Annotated in this window: 16 protein-coding genes; 9 read left to right on the top strand and 7 right to left on the bottom strand. The window is 63.5% G+C overall.

From position 1 onward, the window contains the following. Window positions 1-24: 24 nt before the first annotated feature. A complete protein-coding gene (locus tag QRM57_RS01270; RefSeq protein ID WP_235521288.1) occupies window positions 25-450 on the bottom strand; it encodes a CoA-binding protein in 426 nt (141 codons plus the stop codon). A gap of 224 nt (window positions 451-674) precedes the next feature. Here QRM57_RS01270 and acs point away from each other — a divergent pair, with 224 nt between their 5' ends. The 4 genes from acs to QRM57_RS01250 are packed head-to-tail and all read left to right on the top strand — an operon-like array spanning window position 675 to window position 5780. Further along, window positions 675-2780 (top strand): acetate--CoA ligase, encoded by a 2106-nt coding sequence (gene acs, locus QRM57_RS01265; protein ID WP_284985255.1) that lies wholly within the window; start codon window positions 675-677, stop codon window positions 2778-2780. After that, window positions 2777-3967, top strand: a complete 1191-nt coding sequence (sfnG, locus tag QRM57_RS01260) for a dimethylsulfone monooxygenase SfnG (protein ID WP_284985254.1) — start codon at window positions 2777-2779, stop codon at window positions 3965-3967. Before acs ends, sfnG begins: the two co-directional genes overlap by 4 nt. Continuing rightward, complete coding sequence (locus tag QRM57_RS01255) at window positions 3967-5289, top strand: O-acetylhomoserine aminocarboxypropyltransferase/cysteine synthase family protein (RefSeq protein ID WP_284985253.1); 1323 nt, start codon at window positions 3967-3969, stop codon at window positions 5287-5289. The genes sfnG and QRM57_RS01255 overlap by 1 nt, the downstream gene beginning before the upstream one ends. Next, window positions 5286-5780 carry a CoA-binding protein gene (locus QRM57_RS01250; RefSeq protein WP_284985252.1) on the top strand — a complete coding sequence of 165 codons (495 nt, stop codon included), beginning with the start codon at window positions 5286-5288 and terminating at the stop codon, window positions 5778-5780. Before QRM57_RS01255 ends, QRM57_RS01250 begins: the two co-directional genes overlap by 4 nt. Window positions 5781-5822: 42 nt before the next feature. Here QRM57_RS01250 and QRM57_RS01245 read toward each other — a convergent pair whose 3' ends face one another. Both QRM57_RS01245 and QRM57_RS01240 read right to left on the bottom strand, forming a co-directional pair. Next, complete coding sequence (locus QRM57_RS01245; RefSeq protein ID WP_284985251.1) at window positions 5823-6662, bottom strand: hypothetical protein; 840 nt, start codon at window positions 6660-6662, stop codon at window positions 5823-5825. Then, window positions 6659-7213 (bottom strand): RNA polymerase sigma factor, encoded by a 555-nt coding sequence (locus QRM57_RS01240; RefSeq protein ID WP_284985250.1) that lies wholly within the window; start codon window positions 7211-7213, stop codon window positions 6659-6661. Before QRM57_RS01240 ends, QRM57_RS01245 begins: the two co-directional genes overlap by 4 nt. A gap of 758 nt (window positions 7214-7971) precedes the next feature. Between QRM57_RS01240 and QRM57_RS01235 the strand changes: the two genes are divergently transcribed. Beyond that, window positions 7972-8412 (top strand): hypothetical protein, encoded by a 441-nt coding sequence (locus QRM57_RS01235; protein WP_284985249.1) that lies wholly within the window; start codon window positions 7972-7974, stop codon window positions 8410-8412. A 15-nt stretch (window positions 8413-8427) separates the two neighbouring features. Here QRM57_RS01235 and QRM57_RS01230 read toward each other — a convergent pair whose 3' ends face one another. Continuing rightward, window positions 8428-9054 carry a TetR/AcrR family transcriptional regulator gene (locus tag QRM57_RS01230; protein WP_284985248.1) on the bottom strand — a complete coding sequence of 209 codons (627 nt, stop codon included), beginning with the start codon at window positions 9052-9054 and terminating at the stop codon, window positions 8428-8430. After that, entirely contained in the window at window positions 9051-10097 is a 1047-nt protein-coding gene (locus QRM57_RS01225) for a saccharopine dehydrogenase family protein (RefSeq protein ID WP_284985247.1), read from the bottom strand. The genes QRM57_RS01230 and QRM57_RS01225 overlap by 4 nt, the downstream gene beginning before the upstream one ends. A 123-nt stretch (window positions 10098-10220) precedes the next feature. Between QRM57_RS01225 and QRM57_RS01220 the strand changes: the two genes are divergently transcribed. Next, window positions 10221-10409 carry a hypothetical protein gene (locus QRM57_RS01220; RefSeq protein WP_235521300.1) on the top strand — a complete coding sequence of 63 codons (189 nt, stop codon included), beginning with the start codon at window positions 10221-10223 and terminating at the stop codon, window positions 10407-10409. Between the two features lie 73 nt (window positions 10410-10482). Here the strand turns inward: QRM57_RS01220 and QRM57_RS01215 are convergent, their stop codons facing one another. Next, window positions 10483-10938, bottom strand: a complete 456-nt coding sequence (locus tag QRM57_RS01215) for an iron chaperone (RefSeq protein WP_284985246.1) — start codon at window positions 10936-10938, stop codon at window positions 10483-10485. A 258-nt stretch (window positions 10939-11196) separates the two neighbouring features. Here QRM57_RS01215 and QRM57_RS01210 point away from each other — a divergent pair, with 258 nt between their 5' ends. Further along, window positions 11197-11631 (top strand): SipW-dependent-type signal peptide-containing protein, encoded by a 435-nt coding sequence (locus QRM57_RS01210; protein WP_284985245.1) that lies wholly within the window; start codon window positions 11197-11199, stop codon window positions 11629-11631. Window positions 11632-11742: 111 nt separating this feature from the next. Further along, a complete protein-coding gene (locus tag QRM57_RS01205; protein ID WP_284985244.1) occupies window positions 11743-13467 on the top strand; it encodes a PHP domain-containing protein in 1725 nt (574 codons plus the stop codon). Here QRM57_RS01205 and QRM57_RS01200 read toward each other — a convergent pair. Further along, window positions 13464-14600, bottom strand: a complete 1137-nt coding sequence (locus QRM57_RS01200; RefSeq protein ID WP_284985243.1) for an App1 family protein phosphatidate phosphatase — start codon at window positions 14598-14600, stop codon at window positions 13464-13466. The two genes, QRM57_RS01205 and QRM57_RS01200, sit on opposite strands and share 4 nt — an antisense overlap. A gap of 138 nt (window positions 14601-14738) precedes the next feature. Between QRM57_RS01200 and QRM57_RS01195 the strand changes: the two genes are divergently transcribed. Continuing rightward, window positions 14739-16088, top strand: coding sequence for an MFS transporter (locus QRM57_RS01195; protein ID WP_284985524.1), 1350 nt, complete (start codon window positions 14739-14741; stop codon window positions 16086-16088). Window positions 16089-16102: the final 14 nt, after the last annotated feature.

Below are 16102 nucleotides of genomic sequence, written 5' to 3'. Positions count from 1 at the left end.
CTAGCAGAGTAACCCGTCCCGGGATCACAGGCCGTAATGCCAACCTTCACGTGCCGGGCAGGAGTTCACCACGACGTCCAGTCCTGCGTCTCTGGCACGCTGCGTTGCTTGGTCGTCAAAGACGCCAAGTTGCAGCCAAACAGCCTTGGCGCCGATCGCAATCGCCTGGTCAATCACGGCCCCCACGCGTTGGGAGTTGACGAAGCAATCCACGACGTCGATGGGGTGTTTGGCGGGCGGAATGTCAGCCAAGGTTTTGTACCCCTTTTCCCCGTGCACGTCCTCGCCCTTGAGGTTGATGGGAATGATCTCCATGCCCATCGTGTCCCGGACGTACAGCGAAACATCGTAGGCGGAGCGCCACTCATTGCTACTCAACCCCACAATGGCCCACGTGCCTTTTGTTCGCATCAACCGCTCCACGACGGCGGGATCGTTGACGTGCATCATGCCCTAAGCCTACTCCTGCGCACAACCGGGCAGTTGGCCGAATAATCTGCATTTTCTGTCCATCCTGAATTGCCTCAATCGAATATTACGCACCAATACCCCCGGGTTTTGAGCCAAATGGACCATCGACTTAAGTGAAGAGTGGCCATCCCCGCGGATGAGGGCGACCATCCCTTTCTTCGCACCCTTAGCACTGCGCCTGCAATTCCGGGCAAGGAGCAACCATGACTTTTGACGTACCCACACACACCACTTCAGGCGCGACGGCCCCTGAAGCAGGGCTGCTTGACGCGCCCGGCTCACTTCACGGCTCTTCGGGATGGTCCTCGAGCGAGCCAACGGGCGGCGCAGTGCACGGCGCCGATACCGGCGAGCGGGCGCGTCACAGCAGTTTTGACGGCAGTTTTGACCGGAACGGGTCAGCGGTGGGCTTCTGGGAAGAGCAGGCCCGCCGCCTGCACTGGGCAGCCCCTTGGCACACCGCGCACACCTGGACTCCTGTTGATGTTGAAGCGGGCCGGGGCCCGGAGATCTCATGGTTCGACGGCGGCAAGCTGAACGTTGCGTACAACTGCGTGGACCGGCACGTGCTCGCCGGAAAGGGTGACAAGGTTGCCCTCTACTTCGAAGGTGAACCCGGTGACCGCCGAGCCATCACCTACGCGGAACTGCAACGCGAGGTGTCCAAGGCCGCGAACGCGCTGCTTTCGCTGGGAGTCACCAAAGGCGATCGTGTGGTCATCTACCTCCCGGTGATCCCCGAAACCGTAATCATCACCCTGGCCGTGGCTCGCATCGGTGCGATCCACTCCCTGGTCTTCGGTGGCTTCTCGGCCGAGGCATTGCGGTTCCGGGTAGAGGACACCCAGGCGAAACTCCTGGTCACCACCGACGGCCAGTTCCGCCGCGGGGCTGCAGTGCCGGTCAAGGACAACGCCGACGCCGCCGTCTCCGGTGATAACGCCATTGAGCACGTGCTGGTCATCAACCGGACCACACCAGCCGGCGAACTCGCGAACGTGGCCATGACAGAGGGCCGGGACGTCTGGTGGCACGACGTCGTTGATACTGCCTCCGAGGTCCACGAGCCCAAGGCCTTCGACGCCGAGACTCCGCTGTTCATCATGTACACCTCCGGAACCACGGGAAAGCCCAAGGGACTGGTCCACACGTCCGGCGGCTACCTGACGCAAGCATCGTGGAGTTTCGAGTACCTGTTCAGCAACCCCGATCCTGCGCTGCGACACCAGGACGTCCACTGGTGCACGGCGGACCTTGCCTGGGTCACCGCCCACACCTACGAGATCTACGGTCCGCTGTCCAACGGAGCCACCCAGGTGATCTTCGAGGGCACGCCCAACACCCCACACCCCGGCCGGCACTTCGAGATCATCGAACGCTACAAGGTCACCCAGTACTACACGGCACCCACACTTGTCCGCTCCCTCATGGGCTGGTTCCCGGACGGCGTTCCGGAAAGCTACGATTTCTCCTCGATCCGGGTGCTGGGAACCGTGGGCGAGGCCGTCAACCCCGAGGCTTGGCGCTGGCTGCGCGACAACATCGGCGGGGGCACCGCACCGGTGGTGGACACCTGGTGGCAGTCCGAAACCGGCGCCACCATCATGTCCCCGTCGCCCACGGACACGTCCTTCAAACCGGGCTGCGCGGCTCGCGCCCTTCCCGGCGTGAGCACACGCGTGGTGGATGAAGCCGGTCGACGCACCCGGCCCGGCGAGCAAGGCTTCATCGTCGTGGACCGTCCCGGCCCCGCCATTGCCAGAACCGTGTGGGGAAACCCTCGGCGCTACTTCGACTCCTATTGGAGCCAGTACGCGGAACAGGGTTGGTTCCTTGCCGGGGACGGCGCCAAATACGATTCCGACGGCGACATCTGGATCCTTGGGCGCGTGGACGACACCCTCAATGTCTCCGGACACCTGCTGTCCACCATTGAGATCGAGTCCGCATTGGTGTCGCATCCGGATGTGGTGGAAGCCGGAGTCTGTCCGGTGCCCGATCCCACCACCGGGCACGCCGTCGTCGCGTTCGTCGTGCTTCGAAGCGGCTCCCATGAGCGTGAAGCGGAAGTCACCCACAACCTGCGCAACCACGTTGCCAAGGAGATCGGCCCGATCGCCAAGCCGCGCGACGTCGTCGTGGTCGCGGACGTACCCAAGACCCGCAGCGGCAAGATCATGCGCCGGCTGTTGACCCAACTCTTTGAGGGGACCGTCTTGGGCGATACCACCTCACTCCAAAACGAGCCGGCAATCGCCGGAATCCAGGACGTCCTGCGCGAGCGGGCACTAGTGAAGGAAAATTCATGACCGAGATCAGCAACGTCGCACGACTCTCCGAGCCGCTCAAGTTCGCCTACTGGGTGCCCAACGTTTCCGGCGGCCTGGTGGTCTCCAACATCGAACAGCGCACCGGCTGGGACTTTGACTACAACAAGAAGCTCGCCCGGATCGCGGAGAACTCCGGCTTCGAATATGCGCTGACCCAGACCCGTTACGCCGCGTCCTACGGAGCCGACAAGCAGCACGAGGCAACGTCCTTCAGCCTGGCCCTGCTGGCTGCGACAGAGCGCCTCAAGGTCATCGCCGCCGTCCACCCGGGAATGTGGCACCCGGGCGTCCTGGCGAAGTACATCATCACCGCCGACCACATCTCCAACGGACGTGCCGCCGTCAATATCGTCTCCGGCTGGCTCAAGAGCGAGTTCACCAACTTCGGCCTCGAATGGCTGGAGCATGACGAACGCTACGTTCGCACCGAGGAATTCATCAACGTCCTCCGCGGCCTGTGGACCGAGCAGGGCTACAGCCAGGACGGAAAGTACTACAACATCACCGACTTCACCCTGAACCCGGCGCCGGTTGCTGTTCCCGGCCGGGCGCACCCGGAGATCTTCTTCGGTGGGAATTCGACGGCAGCCCAGGCCACCGCGGGCCGCGTTGCCGACTGGTACTTCTCCAACGGCAAGGACCTAGAGGGCTTCAAGGAGAACATCGCCGGCGTCGTTGCGGCGGCCGGCGAAACGAAGCGCGGCACCGAAGGCGCCCTTGCTGCGCCGCGGTTCGGCCTCAACGGCTTCGTGATCGCCCGGGATTCAGAGAAGGAAGCCCGCGACACCCTCCGCGAAATCGTAGAGAAAGCACACAAGCCCGCAGTTCAGGGTTTCCGCGACGCCGTGCAGGAAGCCGGCGCGTCCACGAAGGACGGCAAGGGCATGTGGGCCGACTCCACCTTCGAGGACCTGGTCCAGTACAACGATGGCTTCAAGACCCAGCTGATCGGCACCCCGGAACAGATCGCAGAGCGGATCGTGGAGTACAAGAAGATCGGCGTGAACCTGTTCCTCACCGGCTACCTGCACTTCCAGGAAGAAATCGCGGCCTTCGGTCAGGACATCCTGCCGATCGTGCGCGAACTCGAGGCCGACCTTGCCCGCAAGAACGGTACCGAGCTGGATCTTTCCTCCACACCCGTCGCCGAGTCGGTGGCTGTCTGATGGCTGACCGTACTTTCGGGTTCCGCACCCGGGCCCTGCACGCCGGCGGTACTCCCGACGCCGAGCACGGCGCCCGGGCGGTGCCGATCTTCCAGACCACGTCCTTCGTGTTCAAGGACACCAACGACGCAGCCAACCTGTTCGCCCTGCAGAAGTACGGCAACATCTACTCGCGCATTGGCAACCCCACCGTGGCCGCTTTTGAGGAGCGCATCGCTTCCCTCGAGGGCGGCATCGGCGCTGTTGCGACGTCGTCGGGGATGGCTGCCGAGTTCATCACCTTCGCAGCGCTGACCCAGTCCGGCGACCACATCGTGGCCGCGTCCCAGCTGTACGGCGGTACGGTCACCCAGTTGGACGTATCGTTGCGCCGCTTCGGTGTGGACACCACCTTCGTGCCGGGCACCGACCCTGCGGACTACGCCGCGGCCATCCAGGAAAACACCAAGGCGCTCTTCGTCGAGGTAGTGGCCAACCCGTCGTCGGAAGTCCAGGACCTTGCCGGGCTGGCCAAGGTAGCGCACGACGCCGGTATCCCCTTGGTGGTCGATGCCACCTTGAGCACGCCTTACCTCGTGCGTCCGATCGAGCACGGCGCCGACATCGTGATCCACTCCGCCACCAAGTTCATCGGCGGACACGGCACCACCCTGGGCGGCGTCATCGTGGAAAGTGGCCGCTTCAACTGGGGCAACGGCAAATTCCCCATGATGACCGAGCCCGTGCCGTCCTACGGAAACGTCTCCTGGTGGGGCAACTTCGGCGAATACGGCTTCCTGACCAAGCTGCGTTGCGAGCACCTCCGCGACATTGGCCCGGCGCTCTCCCCGCTCTCCGCCTTCCAACTCCTGCAGGGTGTGGAGACACTCCCCCAGCGCTTGGACGAGCACTTGAAGAACGCGCAGGCCGTGGCCGAATGGCTGGACGCCGATCCGCGGGTTGCCTACGTGAACTACTCCGGCCTGCCATCGCACCCGCACTTCGAACGAGCACAGAAATACTTGCCCAAGGGCCCGGGCTCTGTGTTCTCCTTCGGTGTTGCCGGTGGACGGGCAGCCGGCCAGAAATTCATCGAATCGCTACAGCTGGCATCCCATCTTGCCAATGTTGGTGATTCACGGACGCTCGTCATCCACCCGGGCTCCACCACGCACCAGCAGCTCAGCGCAGCACAACTGGAATCCGCGGGCGTACCGGAAGACCTGGTCCGGATTTCCGTGGGTTTGGAGGACCTGGATGACATCCTCTGGGACCTTGACCAGGCGCTCACCGAGGCGCAAGCAGCTGTCGACGTCCCATCAGTAGTAGGAGCGAAAGTATGAGCACCACGGAACGAACCTGGCAGGGCCCTTCCGCTCCCGAGCGCCTGTCGCTCCTGCGCCAGGCCAAGTCGATCGCGATCGTTGGCGCCTCGGACAAGCCGTCCCGCGCCAGCTACTTCGTGGCCACCTACCTGCAGTCGTCCACGCGCTACAAGGTGTACTTCGTGAACCCCGTGGTGAAGGAGATCCTCGGCCAGCCGACGTACGCTTCGCTGGCCGATCTGCCCGAATCCCCGGACATCGTCGACGTTTTCCGTAAACACGATGACCTCCCCGGGGTCCTGGACGAGGCCGTCGCGGCCGGCGCCAAAACCCTGTGGCTCCAGCTGGGTTCCTGGCACGAAGAAGTAGCCCGTGATGCTGAGGCCGCGGGCCTCAACGTGGTCATGGACCGCTGCGTGAAGATCGAGCACGCCCGATTCCACGGTGGACTCCACCTGGCCGGCTTCGACACCGGCGTGATCTCCTCCAAGCGCCAGGTCCTCGCCTAAGCGGCACCCCGCCTCAGCAGGTCGTCCCCAAGGCGCCCGGCACTAGCGGGTCCAGCTGCCGCCGTGCTTCTTCCACTGCTTCAGTTTGTCCGTGATCTCGTTGACCTGCTCCCCGGACCACTGCCTGGGGTAGGACGGCAGTGCTTGGCCTTTGTTTCCGGGTTTGCCGGGCGTCTGCTTGTCCGGTTTGGCCGCCTCAGCCTTGGACATATCGGGCGTGGGCGCAGCGGGACGCTGCAGCTTATCCTGGCCGGGGCTGCCCGGGGTGGGCTTTTCCTGCTGGCCTTTCGCGGAGTCGGGCTTGGCCTCATCCGCACCAAGGACATGGGGAGGCTGACCTTCGGGGCCGGGGGCGAGGACCGGTGCTGGCGCGTTGGCCGCGTCCTGCGCTGGCGCGCTTGGCGCGGCTGGCTCAGCCGGCGCTGGTACGGGGATCGAGGGTGCAGGTGTCGCGGGCGGGAGTGCCGCTGGGTCCGCAGCGGGCGCTGGCTCGGTGCTGACCTTGGGCGCATCCGGTGCGGGCAGCACAGGCGTGGACGCTGACCAGCGCGGCGCAAAGTTGCCCAGAAGCCCATCAAAGGACGGGCTGCGGGTGAAACCCGAACTGGCGGCGGCTACGCCGCTGACGCCCAGTCCCATCGCCGCCACCACAGCAACACTGACGACGGCGGTGCGGTGCTTGTGGCGCCAACGGCGCTTGGAGAGTTCGTCGTGCGGACCAGCCAGCATCGCGGCGAGCTCGGCGCCAGGGGCGGGAGCCGGGACGTTGGCGAATGAACCCAGTGAAAGGAGCGCGTGCCGCAGGTCCGACGCGTCAGAGAGCTCGGCGTCGAGCATGAGCCCGTCCACGATAGCTTCGCGTTCTGTATCCCTGTATGTCATGGCGCCACGTATTCCTTTACTGCCGAGTGCTCACGGAGGGTAATCAGTGCCCGTCGTTGCAGCTGTTTCACTGCCCCAGCGGATTTCCCCATGATGTCGGCCACCTGCTCCACCGTCAGGCCAGCCACGATGCGCAGCGTCAGGACTTCCCGTTGATCCTCGCCGAGGTGGTCCAACAGCGCCATGACCTCGTACGGCGCCAGCCGGTCCAAGGCCTCAGCCTCCGCCGAACTCGATTCACGGGTATCCCGATCGGGCTCGAACTCGTGGTGATCAGGCGCCCGGAGTTTCTTCCGATGCTCGTCGACCATGCGTGCGTGGGCTACCGAGAAAATGAAAGTCCGCAGGCCGTTGACGCCTCCGCTCAAGTCATCCAGTCGAGGCAGGACAGCCAGGAACACATCCTGCGTGACTGCCTCGGGATCGGGCACGCCTTTAGCTGTCAGGTATCCGAGCACCTGGCCCGCATAGGCCTGGTAGATGGCGCTGAACAGTTCCGCGTTATTGTCCTTGAGTGCGTGAAGCGCTTCGTCGGTCAATGCGTCGGTCACAGGATTTGGGACTTTCGATCGGCGGCAGGTCCGTGGTTGTGGAGCCAGGTCTCCCGCCTTTGCTCGACGGGCAACCCCACCAAGGGTAACTGCTCTGCCGGACCATCCGTAGGGAAGACCCGCTTTGCCTGAGGAAAACTCCCCCGGACAAAGAAGAGCCGAGCTGGAACATGATGGGGGACAAATTCCAGCTCGGCCCTTTCAATGACGTAATCGTCAGGGGACAGCAAAGGGTTACGCGGGGTACGAATCTTTTTTGGGAAATTTTTCGGAGGGTCTGCCAGGCCGTATCCGGGCGGCGCGAGGCGTTCAAGTTCCCACGCTGTTCGGGTCCGGAAGGTGGGATCGGCGCTTAAGCCTTCACAGGCCGTCGAACAGCGGCTCCTCGCGTCCGCCCTGCCGACTGGGCATGATCAACGCCTACGTCGATCGAATCCGAACAAGTACCGGCTTGGTCCGATGGCCATCAAATATGAGTACCGACTACTCGTGTGCACGGCCAATCCAGGGCCTTAAATTGTCATAGCGGGTTCGTGGCAGACGGCGAAAACCCCCAAATCGCCGATCAATGCCTAAGTAATCTGCCGGCAAGGCCGGACGGCGGTATCCAGAAGCCCGTCCGGCTTTCGCCTGTCCTGGCTCAGTTCCTGGTGTTTCCGGGATGCACCTGCTCATCCTTCCATTCGCCATCGGCGGACTTGGCTTTACGCTCCTGATCGGCGGCGTCATCGCGGGTTCCGCGGGAAGAGGGGGAAAATATGAGACTCGTACTAGGTGCACTGGGCACAGCGGTTGTTTTGGCTGGTGTCGTGGCCTCCGGCATCCAAGCAAACGCGACCACCGGACCGAACGAAGGGTCGCTGCTGAAAGTACCGTTGGAGGACCGAACTGTCGGAGGGTATGACGGTTGGTGGAACTCAACTCCTGTGGATGGGAGTCCGGCGGGTCCTGAGGAGACGGTGGCGATTAACACTGCTCGCGGGAAGATCGTGGATTACTACAACCGGTCCAAGGCCGCGGCGGGGCAGTCACTGTCCACCGAAGACCCGGACTACAGGGTCGTCCCAGACCCGGAATGGCCAGCCCATTCCGTCGTTATCGTTGACACTGCCACTGGCAAGGTCATTGAAGACTTCCCTGTCACCGACAAAGGCTGGGTCATCATCTCCGACGAACACAGTAATTCCTATGTTGGCTAGGTCAATGCGAATTATTCAAAAGCCATAGACGACGCCCGTCCCCTGTCCGTGGATCATCCACTGTGCCGCGCGAATGATGGCTTGATCGCCGGACTCCGTTCGGAGACCTGCAATGTCCGAGCGTGTGACCGCAGCACCCTCGAAAAGGCTGATGATGGCCGCGGCGACCCCCTCCACCTCTGGCTCCGGCAGCTCGGGCCGGCCTCGCCGCACGACACCTCGGACGTGCCCCGAATACTGCTGGTAGAAGGCCCTGAGGGCAGCGGCTGCCTGCTCGTCCGAAGCAGCGAGGGCCCAGATCTCGAGGTGCATCTTGACGTCTGCCAAACCCGAATGCTCGTGGATCAGTGCCGTCAAAAGACGGTGGGAATCGTCCCGGGTCAGTCCGCCGCCCGCTCCGGGACCGAGATCCAGCCCGGCGACTTCCGTCAGCCGATGCAGCGAGCGTTCAAGTGTCCTCTCAAGGACAGCCCGAATGAGGTCGGCCCGGGTGGGAAAGTAGTGCTGCAGGTGCCCGATGCGTACGCCGGCGGCAGCGGCAAAGTCCCGCATCGCGGCGTTGGCGTTGCCCTTGGTGACCAGGACTTCTTCAGCAGCGTCCAGCAGCGCCGCTTTCCTCAGGGCGCCCTTGCTTTCGGTCATGACCTCAATATTGTCACACCGTGTGCTTCCATTTCCGCCAGGCGAGAGAGAGGATCAGGCGCTGATTCGGGGAAGGAAACACCCTGTCGGGCGCCATCTGCAAGCACCGCCTGCAACCCGAGCAAGCCGCCCAGCGCCGTGAGGTGCGCTTGTCCCTGGGGATCGGAAATGACAGCAGTCCGCATACCATTCGGGCCCTCCACATCCACCCGGATGTGCGCGGTTCCGCCTGCACCGGGCGAGTACAGCAGGGATCGGCGCAGCGGCGTCCACCGCTCACCGCTTCCCCAGCGGAACAGTCCCACCGCACGGGCGGCGAGCAACGCCGTCGTCGATGTGTTTGAACTGAAACCGATCCTGGTAGCCACCGATCCCGCGCCGATGGTCAGCGGCAGGGTGAACTGCTCGGGGGTGTCGAGCCGCGCCACTTTGGTGCGGTGCCCGGCAATGTCCACCCAGCGCGCATCCGTCAACGGGCTGACGACGGCGGCCTGGCCGCGTTTGCGTACTTCGAAGTCCAGTCCCAGCCGGTCCATGAAGTCCACGGAGTCGACTCCGGCTTGGTCGTTGATGTCGTAGCGGATGGCGACATCAATCTGGTCCGCACCGCCGGCCTCCTGCGCCAAGGCTGCGGCGACGATGTTGGTGACTCCGCCCATCCATCCCGAGCTCAGCAATACGGGAGCCGTCGGCTGGAGGAGGGTTGCCCGGGTGACTGCCCTGGTGACCCGGCTGGTCCAGCGGGTGACATCCACATAGGGAATCCCGGCAATGATGGCTGCGCGAAGGACCCTGTCGTCGGGGTCATTTACGGTGCTGATCACTGCCCTGACCTTGGCCGCGAAAGGTTCCGGGTGGTTGAGGTCCCACTTCCTGACCGTCACATTCCCGCTGGCCAGGTGGCTGCCGCGGTCCGGGTTTCTGCCGGTGAGGAGCAGGGGCCATTCTTTCGGGGTAAGCCGGGTCAGCGCTGTGCCGACGGTGCCGTATCCGCCCACGATCAGCACTGGACCGGCGGTATCAAGTTCAAGGAGATCATTCATGAAAATTATTATAGGTCATTTGACCTAGAAGTCTCGTTGGAGTGGGCCTGTGGCCCATGGCCGGGCCGGAGTAGGCTGCACTTATCTGCCGGAGCAATACCCCTGAGTAGGCAAAGGAGAGTCATGACACTTCCTCCGATCCACGAGCCCGAACCGTTTCCCCCGGATCCCGGGCCCGTGCCGCCACCGCCGGATCCCACCACCCCGTTTCCCCCAAGCCCCATCCCGGATCCCAATCCCACACCGGGCCCGACGCCCACTCCCGATCCAGGCCCCGTGCCGCCGCACCCGAACCCGGACCCCACCTTCTGACGCTCCTGGATTAATTACGACGGCGGCTGGTTGCCTGGGAGGGCAACCAGCCGCCGTCGGGGTTTGAGTCGCTTCAGGCGACAGCCCTCTTGATGAGTTCCACGATCTTCGCTTCAACCTCCGGCGTGATCTCCTTGAGGGCAAAAGATGTCGGCCACATGGGTCCGTCATCAAGGGCGGCATTCTCTTCGAAGCCGAGCGTCGCGTAGCGGCTCTTGAATTTGTCCGCGCTCTTGAAGAAGACGATGGTCTTCCCGTCCTTGGCGTAGGCCGGCATGCCGTACCAGGTCTTGGGAGTCAGCTCCGGCGCATGCTCCTTGACGATTTCGTGGAGGCGCTTGGCCATGGACTGGTCCGACTCAGGCATTTCGGCGATCTTCGCCTGGACGTCCGCCTCTCCATCTGCGTTGGACTGCTTTTTCCTGGCGGTCTTCTTCAGTTCCTGCGCGCGCTCCTTCATTGCCGAGCGTTCATCATCGCTGAATCCGTCGTAGGACTTGGTCTTGTCAGCTGTTCCTGTCCCAGCCATTTCGCGGCCCCCTGATCTGTTGGACGTTGTTTGGATACCTCAACGGTAGGTGCGGCTTGCGTCGGCTGCTTCTCCGATCCTGCTCGCTTGCCGGTGCGGCAGTCTTGAGGATTTCCTGAGGAACTGTTGCAGGTTTGCACGAGTGGTTCTTGAGGGTGGCCCGGCAGAGTAGTTCCCAAGCCCCGCCGGGTCTGATCGGATTCTTCAACCCCAGCCCGATCAGGCCCGGCGCGAAACACCAGTAGGAGGATGACCACCATGACCACGCAGAACAGCGTCCTGCGCAGCCTGGTGATCGCCGCCGTCGTTATTCTTGGCCTGATCGCGGCACCGACAGCGGCGTTTGCCGCGTTCACCGACACCGAGCACAGTGCCCCGCAGTTCTCCACCGCCAGCCTCGCCGCGCCGGCAACGGCGAACGTGTCCATGAGCTGCTCGTTCGGTATCCGCGCCACGGTAACCGTCAATTCCTTCGGGGCAGTAGCCAACGCGAACTACCACGACATCAAAATCTTCGACCGCTCCGGAAATCTGGAGTTCACCGGCGACCTCAGCAAAGCCAGCGGCAAGACCTACACCTCGGGCTACGAAGTGATCGGAACCTGGACCTACGAAATCCGCGGCTACTACAAGGTCCCGGGCACCACCAATGTCTGGACGGGCAAAGTCCTCAAGGGCACGCTGACCTGCTGACCCGGCGGGCACCCACACACTCCAAGCGTTCCCGCCCGGTTAACCTCCGTGCCATCCTCCTTCCCTACTGTGATTCCGCTGGGGGGATCGGAATCGACAGAGGGAATTGCCATGTGCACCGCAGAGGAACAGATCATCGCCCACAGCAGAAGCGTGGAGCTTGCCGATGCCGAACTGAAGACCATGGGGTTGAGCCGCCGGCGTATCCTGCAATCTGCAGGCATCCTGGCTGCGGGCAGCGCAGCTTCAACCGCGCTGGCACGCCCGGCGATAGCGAACCCCGGCGGGAACGACCCCCAGTTGAAGTGGCTTGTGGGCGACCACCACATCCACACCCAATACAGCCACGACGCGAAGTACCTGATCAAACAGCAACTGGACGCAGCCCAGTCCTACGGCGTCGATTGGCTGGCGCTGACGGAGCACAGCAATTTTGGCCACGCCAACAATGGCGGAGCGGTCAATTCCAATAAAGAGATCCTGGTTCAACGTGCAGCACGTCCTGATCTCCTCATCTTCCAGGGGCTGGAGTGGTACATCCCAGGGGCAGAACACGCGACGGTCCTGGTTGCCCCGGGTACCAACGAAGTGAATCTCCTGCGTACCTTCGAGCTCGTGTGGGACGGCAAGCTGAACCAGTGGGAGAAGCCAACCCCCGGAACGGCCCAGGTGGAGACTTTCGAGCGCAAGGCTGTGGAAGCCATCGCGTGGTTGGCCAACCAAAAACGCTCGGGCTACATTGAGGACGTGGTGGCCCTGGCCAACCACCCTATGCGGCTGGGCATCGATTCCCCGCACGAGCTCCGGGCATGGCGCGATGCCGCCCGCGAAGTGATGATCGGCATGGAGGGCGCACCCGGAGCGCAGGGGTCCGGAGTCAGCCAGTTCGCGCGGGCGGGCGACCAGCGCGGCGAATACACCAACAACCCCACGCAATACAGCTTCCCCGGCTACCCCGCGGATGCTTTCCGACCCTACGGCGGCTTCGACTGGGCAACGGCGACCGTTGGCGGGGTGTGGGATTCAATGCTCGCCGAAGGTCTTCCGTTCTGGATCACGTCCAACTCAGACAACCACCTAACGGTCAAGGACACGTGGAAGACCGGCGCCTACCCGGCCGAGGAACCTTACCTGAGCCTGCCCAACGAATTTGACCGCTGGTCGGTCACGGGCAAGCGCCCGGACCCCTTCGACTCCGGCGAAAAGCAGGGCGGAAGCGACTTCTGGCCCGGGCAGTTCAGCCGTCTCCACACCGGAGTCACCCAGCGCTCCTACACCGGCGTCCTGGAAGCCATGCGCAACGGCCGCATGTGGGTGGATCACGGCCACCTCCTCCAGGGCCTCGACGTGCGGGTACGCGAGGTGCGCGGTAACAGCGCAGGCAACGGCAACGGACGCAACGGCGTCACCCTGGGCTCCCGCCTGCAGGTGAGGCGGGGTGCCGACGTCGAAATTTCCATCACCATTACGACGACGGACTACCGCAACTTTGCGGGGATCCTGCCCAAGCTCGCGCACGTGGACGTGATCGGCGGTGCCATCACCGGCGCAGCAGGTGACCGCGACACCCTGAGGGCTCCCGGGACAAGCGTGTGGAAACAGATCGACGTATCGGGGCGGACTGGAACGTTTACCATCAGCCACGTCGTCAAGGACGTCCAAAAGTCCTGCTATTTCCGCCTCCGGGGCAGTGACGGAAACCGACACGGCGCGGGCTACTACGGCGCTCCCGTGGATCCCGCGGGCCCTGTCCGCCATGGAGACAATCTTGGCGACGCCGATCCGTGGACGGACACCTGGTTCTACGCCAACCCGGTGTTCATTGACGTCGCCTAGGCCTTCCCTCCGGCTACGTCGCCTTCCTCGGGATCGTCCGCGGACCTGACTTCGCCCCGGATGATGCCCAACTCCTCGAGTTGTGCGGACATGCCTGCGCCGTCAGGGGCGTAGATCCACGGGACACCGGGGGTGGGCTGGCCGCCGGACTTTGACCGGCCACCGGCAAGGACAGCTTCACCGGGGGAAAGTTGGCGGATGGCGATTGCCTTGACGTTTTCGGGGTGCCGCTGGGCGAACTCGGAGTAGATGGCTTCATCGTGTTGTCCGTCGTCGCCCACCAGCAACCATTTGATGGTGGGAAATTCCTCTGCGAGGCGTTCCAGCGAGTTCTTTTTGTGTTCCTGTCCGCTGCGGAACCACCGGTCCGGGGTGGGACCCCAGTCGGTCAGGAGTTTGGGGCCGGCGGGGTACAGGTTGCGAGAGAGGAACCGGGACAGCGTGGGGGCAACATTCCAGGCACCGGTGGACAGGTACAACACCGGCGCGGAAGGGGCGGTCCGCGCGATGCGTTCGTAAAGCACAGCCATGCCCGGGGTGGGAGTCCTTGCGTGCTCGTTGAGGACGAAAGTGTTCCAGGCCGCCAGGAACGGGCGCGGCAGCGCGGTCACCATGACGGTGTCGTCGATGTCGGACACCACACCGAAGTCCGCGTCGTCTGCCACCACCTCCACAGGAGCTTCCACCGTTCGGGACTCCCCCGACTTCAGGGTGATCGTGTGCCAACCGGCATCCAGAACTACCGGAATACGTGCGTCCACAACGCCGCCGCGGTCGGCAACAACATGGTGCACCTCGCCGGCGACAGTCACTTGCACGGCCGCATTAGCCACCGGCGCGCTGGTGAAGTTGCGCCATCCGCGCATGCTTTCCTGCAAAGGGTTGGCATGTCCGGTCGCATCTCGTGGGTCGCTGCGGACGACGCGTGCGAGGACCCTGATCCAGGAGGTGCTGCCGTAGCCGGTGTAGGGGATGACGGTTTCCACCCGGCCCCTTCGGATGGCCAGCTTCGTCTGGAACCTCAGCCACGCGTCGTCGAGCCGCATTGCGATATGGCGCGCCTGCTCCTTTGACTGCTTCAGGCTTTTGGCCGCGTCGGACTCCGGGCGTGGTCTCACGGTACGGAAAGGCATGCGTCCAGTCTTCCACGGCCCGTACCCACCCAAAGGCCTTTGACGTATTCCACGTCACATCGTATGCTTTATGAATCGATTCAAGTTGCCTATCCCGACACTTGATCTTTGCCAACGACGCCAGAGGAGTACAGCGACGTGACAGTCATGCACCGGAGGGAAACCACCCCCATCACCGACGGCGACGCCGCGCACAAGGACCCGAAGAAGGCCGCGATGAGCGGGTGGATCGGAAGTGCGCTGGAATACTACGACTTCGCCCTGTATTCACTGGCGGCAACGCTCCTGTTTCCCACGATTTTCTTCCCTACCGAGAACCCCACCGTCGGCATCATCGCCTCCTTGGCTACGTACGCCGTCGGATATGTCTCCCGGCCGCTCGGCGCCGTGGTGCTGGGTGCCTACGGCGACAGGCATGGGCGCAAGAAGGTCCTCGTTTTCGCGATGCTGCTCATGGGTTTCGCCACCTTCGCAGTCGGACTCCTGCCCACCTACGGACAGGTTGGGCTCCTGGCACCTGTCCTCCTGGTCATCCTCCGGCTGATTCAGGGCTTTGCCGTGGCCGGTGAACTGGGCGGGGCTAGCGCGATGATCGTGGAACACTCCCCCGATGCCCGGCGCGGCTTCTTTGCCAGCTTCAGCCTCCAAGGCACGCAGGTGGGCTCGATCCTGGCCACCGCAGTCCTGATTCCACTCGCTGCCCTGCTGCCTGATGAGGAATTCCACTCCTGGGGCTGGCGGCTTCCGTTCCTGCTCAGCGCCGTGGTGATCGTGGCGGGATACGTCATTCGACGCCGGGTGCAGGAGCCTCCCGCCTACCTGGCCCAATCCGAAGGAGCCGAGACCAAGCGACGGTTCCCGCTGATGGACCTCCTGCGAACCCACCCATGGGTACTCGTCCGCTGCATCGCGATGACCTTTACCAACGTCATCGGCATGGCCACCCTGATCTTCGGCGTCTCGTACGCTACCCAGAAGGGCTACGGGATCGGCTTCTCCAGCAGCGAGTTCCTGTGGGTGACCATGGCGGCCAACGTGACGGCCGTGATGACCATCCCGGCCTTCGGCGCCTTGTCCGACCGGATCGGCCGACGGTCACTGATGGTGGCCGGTGGAATCTCCGGTGGCCTGCTGACCATGGCCTACCTTTGGGCCATCCAGCAGGGCAGCCTGCCCCTGGTGTTCGTCTGTGTCGTGATTGTGCAGGGCATCCTGTTCCAAATGTGGAATGCCACCTTCGCCACTTTCTTCCAGGAACAGTTCCCCATGCGCATGCGCGTGACGGGCTTCGCTGTCTCCCAGAACATCGGACTCATGATCGCCTCGTTCTTCCCCAGCCTTTTCACCGCCATCGCTCCCCCGGGATCGGCCAACATCCCACTGGTCATCGGCATGACTACCTTGGGTTTCTGCCTCGTATCAGTTGTCGCCACCCTGATGTCCGCGGACACCAAGGGCAAGTCGCTCGACGACCTCGAGGCCAGCTAGCCGGGAAGGCTCGA

It is taken from the genome of Arthrobacter sp. fls2-241-R2A-172, assembly GCF_030208885.1.
GTDB lineage: Bacteria > Actinomycetota > Actinomycetes > Actinomycetales > Micrococcaceae > Arthrobacter.
This window is presented reverse-complemented; position numbering and strand designations above follow the sequence as displayed.

Excerpts from the sequence above, each read along its gene's own strand:
- QRM57_RS01200 (WP_284985243.1), bottom strand. The coding sequence starts at position 14,600 with ATGCCTTTCCGTACCGTGAGACCACGCCCGGAGTCCGACGCGGCCAAA.
- QRM57_RS01225 (WP_284985247.1), bottom strand. The coding sequence starts at position 10,097 with ATGAATGATCTCCTTGAACTTGATACCGCCGGTCCAGTGCTGATCGTG.
- QRM57_RS01230 (WP_284985248.1), bottom strand. The coding sequence starts at position 9,054 with ATGACCGAAAGCAAGGGCGCCCTGAGGAAAGCGGCGCTGCTGGACGCT.
- QRM57_RS01210 (WP_284985245.1), top strand. The coding sequence starts at position 11,197 with ATGACCACGCAGAACAGCGTCCTGCGCAGCCTGGTGATCGCCGCCGTC.
- QRM57_RS01270 (WP_235521288.1), bottom strand. The coding sequence starts at position 450 with ATGATGCACGTCAACGATCCCGCCGTCGTGGAGCGGTTGATGCGAACA.
- QRM57_RS01205 (WP_284985244.1), top strand. The coding sequence starts at position 11,743 with ATGTGCACCGCAGAGGAACAGATCATCGCCCACAGCAGAAGCGTGGAG.
- QRM57_RS01255 (WP_284985253.1), top strand. The coding sequence starts at position 3,967 with ATGGCTGACCGTACTTTCGGGTTCCGCACCCGGGCCCTGCACGCCGGC.
- QRM57_RS01245 (WP_284985251.1), bottom strand. The coding sequence starts at position 6,662 with ATGACATACAGGGATACAGAACGCGAAGCTATCGTGGACGGGCTCATG.
- QRM57_RS01220 (WP_235521300.1), top strand. The coding sequence starts at position 10,221 with ATGACACTTCCTCCGATCCACGAGCCCGAACCGTTTCCCCCGGATCCC.
- QRM57_RS01235 (WP_284985249.1), top strand. The coding sequence starts at position 7,972 with ATGAGACTCGTACTAGGTGCACTGGGCACAGCGGTTGTTTTGGCTGGT.
- QRM57_RS01215 (WP_284985246.1), bottom strand. The coding sequence starts at position 10,938 with ATGGCTGGGACAGGAACAGCTGACAAGACCAAGTCCTACGACGGATTC.
- sfnG (WP_284985254.1), top strand. The coding sequence starts at position 2,777 with ATGACCGAGATCAGCAACGTCGCACGACTCTCCGAGCCGCTCAAGTTC.
- QRM57_RS01250 (WP_284985252.1), top strand. The coding sequence starts at position 5,286 with ATGAGCACCACGGAACGAACCTGGCAGGGCCCTTCCGCTCCCGAGCGC.
- acs (WP_284985255.1), top strand. The coding sequence starts at position 675 with ATGACTTTTGACGTACCCACACACACCACTTCAGGCGCGACGGCCCCT.